General features: G+C 32.2%; 5 protein-coding genes and 1 pseudogene. 5 read left to right on the forward strand and 1 reads right to left on the reverse strand.

Annotated features, from left to right (window positions below; all coding sequences use genetic code 11):
- Positions 1–84: 84 nt before the first annotated feature.
- From gldF to dnaN, 4 genes are all read left to right on the forward strand, one after another.
- Positions 85–807, forward strand: coding sequence for a gliding motility-associated ABC transporter permease subunit GldF (gene gldF, locus KO515_RS03410; RefSeq protein ID WP_215934980.1), 723 nt, complete (start codon positions 85–87; stop codon positions 805–807).
- Between the two features lies 1 nt (position 808).
- On the forward strand, positions 809–1,306 hold the full coding sequence (locus tag KO515_RS03415; protein WP_215934981.1) for a hypothetical protein: 498 nt from the start codon (positions 809–811) through the stop codon (positions 1,304–1,306).
- On the forward strand, positions 1,293–2,963 hold the full coding sequence (gene gldG, locus KO515_RS03420; protein ID WP_215934982.1) for a gliding motility-associated ABC transporter substrate-binding protein GldG: 1,671 nt from the start codon (positions 1,293–1,295) through the stop codon (positions 2,961–2,963). The genes KO515_RS03415 and gldG overlap by 14 nt, the downstream gene beginning before the upstream one ends.
- A gap of 222 nt (positions 2,964–3,185) precedes the next feature.
- Positions 3,186–4,304, forward strand: coding sequence for a DNA polymerase III subunit beta (gene dnaN, locus KO515_RS03425; protein WP_215934983.1), 1,119 nt, complete (start codon positions 3,186–3,188; stop codon positions 4,302–4,304).
- 81 nt (positions 4,305–4,385) lie between these two features.
- On the opposite strand, the gene KO515_RS03430 is transcribed toward dnaN, so the two are convergent.
- Positions 4,386–4,748 carry a DUF4870 domain-containing protein gene (locus tag KO515_RS03430; protein ID WP_215934984.1) on the reverse strand — a complete coding sequence of 121 codons (363 nt, stop codon included), beginning with the start codon at positions 4,746–4,748 and terminating at the stop codon, positions 4,386–4,388.
- Positions 4,749–5,372: 624 nt separating this feature from the next.
- Here KO515_RS03430 and KO515_RS03435 point away from each other — a divergent pair.
- Positions 5,373–6,330, forward strand: a pseudogene (locus tag KO515_RS03435) (hypothetical protein); the annotation flags it as partial.

Raw genomic sequence — 6,330 nt, forward strand, 5'->3', positions numbered from 1 at the left:
GGAAGCAAAGAAAACTGAAAACTGAACACTGAACACTGAACACTGAACACTGAACACTGAACACTGAACACTGAACACTAATATATGTTAGCAATACTAAAAAAAGAAATAAACACCTTCTTCGCCTCACCAATCGGTTACTTGGTTATTGGTGTGTTTTTATTACTCAATGGACTATTTCTTTGGGTGTTTAAAGGTGAATTCAATATTTTAGATACTGGCCAAGCGAGTTTAGCATCGTTCTTTCTATTGGCTCCATGGATTCTTATATTTTTAGTACCTGCCGTCACCATGCGTAGTTTCAGTGATGAAAAAAAACAAGGGACTTTAGAGTTGTTAGTCACCAAACCTATTTCACATTTTCAGATTGTATTAGGAAAGTATTTTGGAGCTTTCGTGCTGATTGTAATGGCATTAATTCCTACGCTACTGTATGCTTACACAGTAGCCAAATTAGGAAACCCAGAAGGCAACCTTGATATAGGAAGTACTATCGGTTCTTATTTTGGATTGCTATTTTTAGTTGGTGCATATACAGCAATTGGGGTGTTTGCCTCTACCCTTTCCGAGAACCAAATTGTAGCATTCATAATTGCTGTTTTTATTTGTTTCTTTTTCTATTTTGGATTTGAAGGCCTGTCTAACTATAATATTTTTGGTGACCTTGTTTACATGGAAAATTTAGGCATGTCAGCACATTATAATAGTATGAGTCGTGGTGTTATAGACACAAGAGATTTAGTATATTTTATAAGTATAGCCTTAGCCTTTTTATTATTCACAAAACTTAGAATTCAAAAACAATAATATGATCATTACACCTTTATTAGTCATATTCTTAATCGTTGTATTTGTACTTCTGTTTTTGTTTTTAAACACCGTTGACAAACGCAAATGGCTATCTGCCTTAATCAGTTTGGTATTAACACCTTTCGTGTTTTTCTATATGTTTTATCCGTTTATAAATATTATTAGTAATTATCATCATCAAAAATATTTTAATAGTGATGCTTGGATAGAAAATCCGGCGCTACGTTATGAAATGATTGATAATACGGTGAAATCAGATACTTTAATAGGAGTTTCAAAAGAAAAAATTACCACGCTCTTAGGAAATGAAGAATGGTTAACTTGGGATGACGCTAAAAAAGTACACGATACCAATAAATGGAATTACGGCCTTGGTATAGAACCTGGAGCTTTTACAGATGAAAGAGAATGCTTAGAAATTACCTTTCAAAACGATACAGTCGTTGCCTTAAAAACGTATCAAGAAGACATAACTTTCGAGAATGAAAAAGAATAAATCTATATTATATATTGTCGCTATTATTGTTGGAATCATCATAATAAATGCGATTTCAAATTCAGTATTTCAACGTTTCGACCTTACGAAAGACCATCGATACACCCTTTCGGATGTTTCAAAAGACTTGATTAGTGACTTAGATTCTCCTTTAATAATCGATGTGTTTTTGGAAGGTGATTTTCCTTCAGAATTCAGATTACTTCAAACTGAAGTGAAACAAATTATAGATGAATTTAAGCTTGAAACAAATCAGATATTTGTCAACTATATTGATCCTATTGAAGACGAAACAACACGCCAACAGTATATTGAGCAATTAACAAATGCAGGATTAGAACCCTATATTAACACAGATAATAGTACCGGAAAAGTAACACAAGACATAATTTTCCCATGGGCTTTTGCCAGTTATAAAGATCAAACACTTAAAATTCCTCTTCTAAAAAAAAGCATTACACAAGGGCTACCAGAGCAAATTAATAATTCGGTACAATCGTTAGAATACGCGTTTGCTGATGGTTTTAGTAAACTCGTTAATGCTAAATCAAAAAAGATTGCGATTTTAAAAGGTAATGGTGAGTTAGATGATCTTTACATTGCTGATTTTCTTCAAACTGTTAAACCATATTATAATTTAGGACAATTTACATTAGATAGCGTAGCATCAAATCCACAAGGCACTTTAGATAAGTTAAGTGAATTTGATTTAATCATAGCTGCTAAACCTAGCATTCCGTTTACTGAAAATGAAAAATTAGTTTTAGACCAATACACTATGAATGGTGGAAAAAGTTTGTGGCTCACGGAATCTGTAATCATGGATCAAGACAGTTTAAAAAATACTACAGGAACTGGAGTTTCTATAATGCGTGATTTACAACTGAACGATTTTTTCTTCAAGTATGGGGTAAGAGTCAACCCAACCTTAGTAAAAGACCTCTACTCTGCTCCAATTATGTTGGCGATTGGAGAAGGAAGTCAGGCACAAATGCAACCCATTCAGTGGCAATATTCCCCTTTGGCTGCGTCTAACCCTAATCATTCCATTACTAAGAATTTAAACTTAGTAAAATTTGATTTTGCGAGTCCGATTGACACCTTAAAAAACAGTATTAAAAAGTCTATCTTACTACAAAGTTCTCCCAACTCAAAATTAGAAGGTGCACCAACCACAATCTCATTAGCTAATGTCACTAGTCCACCAGATGAAGCCAGTTACAATCTAGGTTCTCAAAATTTAGCGGTTCTTTTGGAAGGTGAATTTTCTTCGGTTTATGACCAACGTGTATTACCTTTTAAGGTGAAGAACTTTAAATCTAAAAGTCCCGAGACGAAAATGATTGTAATTTCTGATGGAGATCTTATTAAAAATGACGTTATAAGAAATAGACCACAAGAATTAGGTTTTGATCAACTCACAGGAAAATCATTTGGAAACAAAGAATTTCTGCTGAATTCGGTAAATTACCTTTTGGATGATTCTGGACTTATAAACATAAGATCTAAAGAAATAAATGTAGCTTTTTTAGATGCCGAAAAAATAAAAGAAAGCAAATCCACATGGCAACTTATTAATATTGTATTGCCACTCATAGTTTTAGCCATATTTGGTTTCGGATTTAACTATTTAAGAAAGCGAAAATACACATCTTAAATTTCTAGCTAGGATAAGTTGAGATTTGTGCATTTTTAAGCCTATTTTGTTAATAAGTTTGTTTTATAAAACCCTTCTATTAGGATATATTTGTAATACGAATAAAAGTATAAAACACATCTATTCAGCATGAAACATCTAACCAAATATGGTTGGGTTTATCTTAAAAATTCAATTTAAGATGTTACATGTGTCGGATATAAAACAATTAAGATATAACACATGAAATTCATTGTTTCAAGCACTTATTTATTAAAGCAACTTCAAGTATTAGGAGGTGTTATTAATAACAGTAATACACTACCTATTTTAGACAATTTCTTGTTTGAACTTAGCCAATCGAAATTAACGATTTCGGCTAGTGATTTAGAAACTACAATGTCTGCTACAATTGATGTTGAAAGTGATTCTGAAGGAAGTATTGCGTTACCAGCAAGATTACTTTTAGATACTTTAAAGACATTTCCTGAGCAACCATTGACTTTTGTTGTTGAAGAAAACAACACGGTTGAAATTAGCTCTAATCATGGTAAATACGCTTTAGCTTATGCTGATGGTGCAGAATTCCCTAATGCGGTTTCTATAGAAGATGCTAGTACCACAACGATAATGGGTGACATTTTAGCCACTGCAATTAGTAAAACAATTTTTGCGGCTGGTAATGATGATTTAAGACCTGTAATGAGCGGTGTATTCTTTCAGTTTTCTCAAGATAACTTAACATTTGTAGCGACTGATGCTCACAAATTGGTAAAATATACAAGAAACGATGTTAGTGCAACGGAAACGGCAGAATTCATTATGCCTAAGAAACCTTTAAATCTTTTAAAAGGTATTTTAGCAGGTAGTGATGATGATGTTTTAGTAGAATATAACGAGTCTAATGCCAAGTTTACTTTTGAAAACTCAGTATTAATTTGTCGTTTAATTGATGGTAAATATCCAAATTACGAAGCGGTAATCCCTAAAGAGAACCCGAATAAATTGGTTATTGATAGAAATCAATTTTTAAACTCAGTAAAGCGTGTTAGTATTTTCTCTAATAAAACGACACATCAAATTAGGCTTAAAATTGCTGGTGCAGAATTAAATATTTCGGCTGAAGATATCGATTACTCTAACAAAGCCGAAGAACGTTTAACTTGTGATTATCAAGGAGACGATATGCAAATTGGGTTTAACTCACGTTTCTTAACTGAAATGATAAACAATTTAGGTTCTGATAATGTTCAATTAGAAATGAGCTTACCAAATAGAGCTGGTATCTTAACACCTATTGATGGTTTAGATGAAGGTGAGCATGTAACAATGCTTGTTATGCCAGTGATGCTGAATAGCTAACACATACTTGCAAAAGTAATTCAATTAAAAAAGGCTCACCAATATTTAGGTGAGCCTTTTCATTTCCATTTCTTTTAAATCCTAATTAACAAAATTAATAGACAATGGATAAGATGGTAATTCTCCATTACTAGCTTTTATAGCGTTTACAATTGGCATTACAAAAGCCAAAATTGCAACTAATGTTAAGGTTAAAATTCCCAAACCAACAACGAAGATTAATGGTATACTAATTATAGAATAGATAAGCATACTTAATTGAAAGTTCAAAATCGATTTTCCATGAGCATCCATTCCGTCCACTTGTTCCTTTTGAGTTGCCCAAATAATTAATGGTGCTAAAAGACCACCAAAACCAGTGACATAAGTTAACAATTGAGATAAGTGCGTTATAACTAATAATTGATTGTCCGTGCGTTTAAGCGTATAATAATTTGATTCCATGATTAATGATTTTATACTAATAGGACGGCAAATGATTAAAAATGTTACAGATTTTTACGTAATTTTCATAATTCATTACTCTTTACAATTTAGATAAAACACTCCTAAAACCTCTTTATACTGACAAATCTGAGTAAAATGAATAACTTCTTTTAACACGAAGATTAGCTTTCATCCTCTTTTTTAACAGCAAGCTTAAAAAGAATTGTTTCCAATAAACACCATTTAATAATTGCCTATTGAATTAATCTCACTCCATTAAACACATTAAAGTTCATCCAATTTAGACTTACATATGGAGAAAGTATAACACTAAGTTTACAATAAAAATTGGATTTAACAGCTATTTTATCAGAAACACCATCCTATTTATAGAATTATTGGCTCTAAACTTTATTAAATTCTCCTTTTCTCATAAATTATTCATTAATATTTTCACTTTTTTCAAAAAAAAGTTTGATTGGTTCTAAATTTTTAACAAATTAACATTCAATCAATTACTCATTGAAACAACCAAAACAAAATTACATCCTACCGATGATTACAGTATTTGAACGGTAAAAAATGCATTTTATCGGTTTTATTTGTGTTTATTTGTGGTCTAAAAAATAATGATTTTATAAAATGAGACTTCAACTAACTTCAAATTTTAAAATTGCCCTGTTTATCTTTGGATTTTGTTTTTATGCAAATGCCCAAGTAGGAATTGGTACAACTACACCTAACTCATCATCTATATTAGAGATAGAATCAAACTCACAAGGAATACTTATACCAAGAGTAGAATTAACAAGTACTAATGACATTACAACCATTGCAAATGGTAATGTAGAAAGCCTATTAGTGTACAATACGCAATCTATAAATGATGTTCAACCTGGCTACTATTATTGGGACAATAGTGAATGGGTTCGTGTAGCAGCTGGCCCTAATGTAGATAAGCAAATAATAACCAATTTTAGTGTCATTGGCTCTAATTTGAGTATTTCGTTGGAAAATGGTAATACTGCAACTGTTCCATTATCAGATATAGTTTCAGTAACTGATAGCAATATTGCTAATACTAATTTAACATTGGATACTAATAGAACATTAACAACTGGTAACTATGATTTGAATATAGATGCTAACACCTTGGTTGTTGATGGTAGCGCCAATGGAGTTGGTATTGGCACAAATAGCCCAACAGCTAAATTAGATGTTAACGGAGACGCTAGAATAAGAACAGTAAATAACGGAGCAGATACTGATAATATCTTAACAAGAGATTCTGATGGTAATATTCGTCGTAGAACGGCTGCACAAATTGTAGCAGCTGGTGGCGGAAGTGATGATAACATCTACTCTACTAATGGTACAATTACAGAAAATCGTTATATCACGCAAGGTAACTTTGATCTTAATTTCGACTCAAGTACTCTAGTAATAGACGGTAGCACTAATGGAGTTGGTATTGGTACAAACAGTCCAACAGCTCGATTAGATATCAACGGAGACGCTAGAATAAGAAACGTAAATAACGGAGCAGATACTGATAATATCTTAACAAGAGATTCTGATGGTAATATTCGCCGTAGAACGG

Source organism: Winogradskyella psychrotolerans (assembly GCF_018860545.1).
GTDB classification, from domain to species: domain Bacteria; phylum Bacteroidota; class Bacteroidia; order Flavobacteriales; family Flavobacteriaceae; genus Winogradskyella; species Winogradskyella psychrotolerans_A.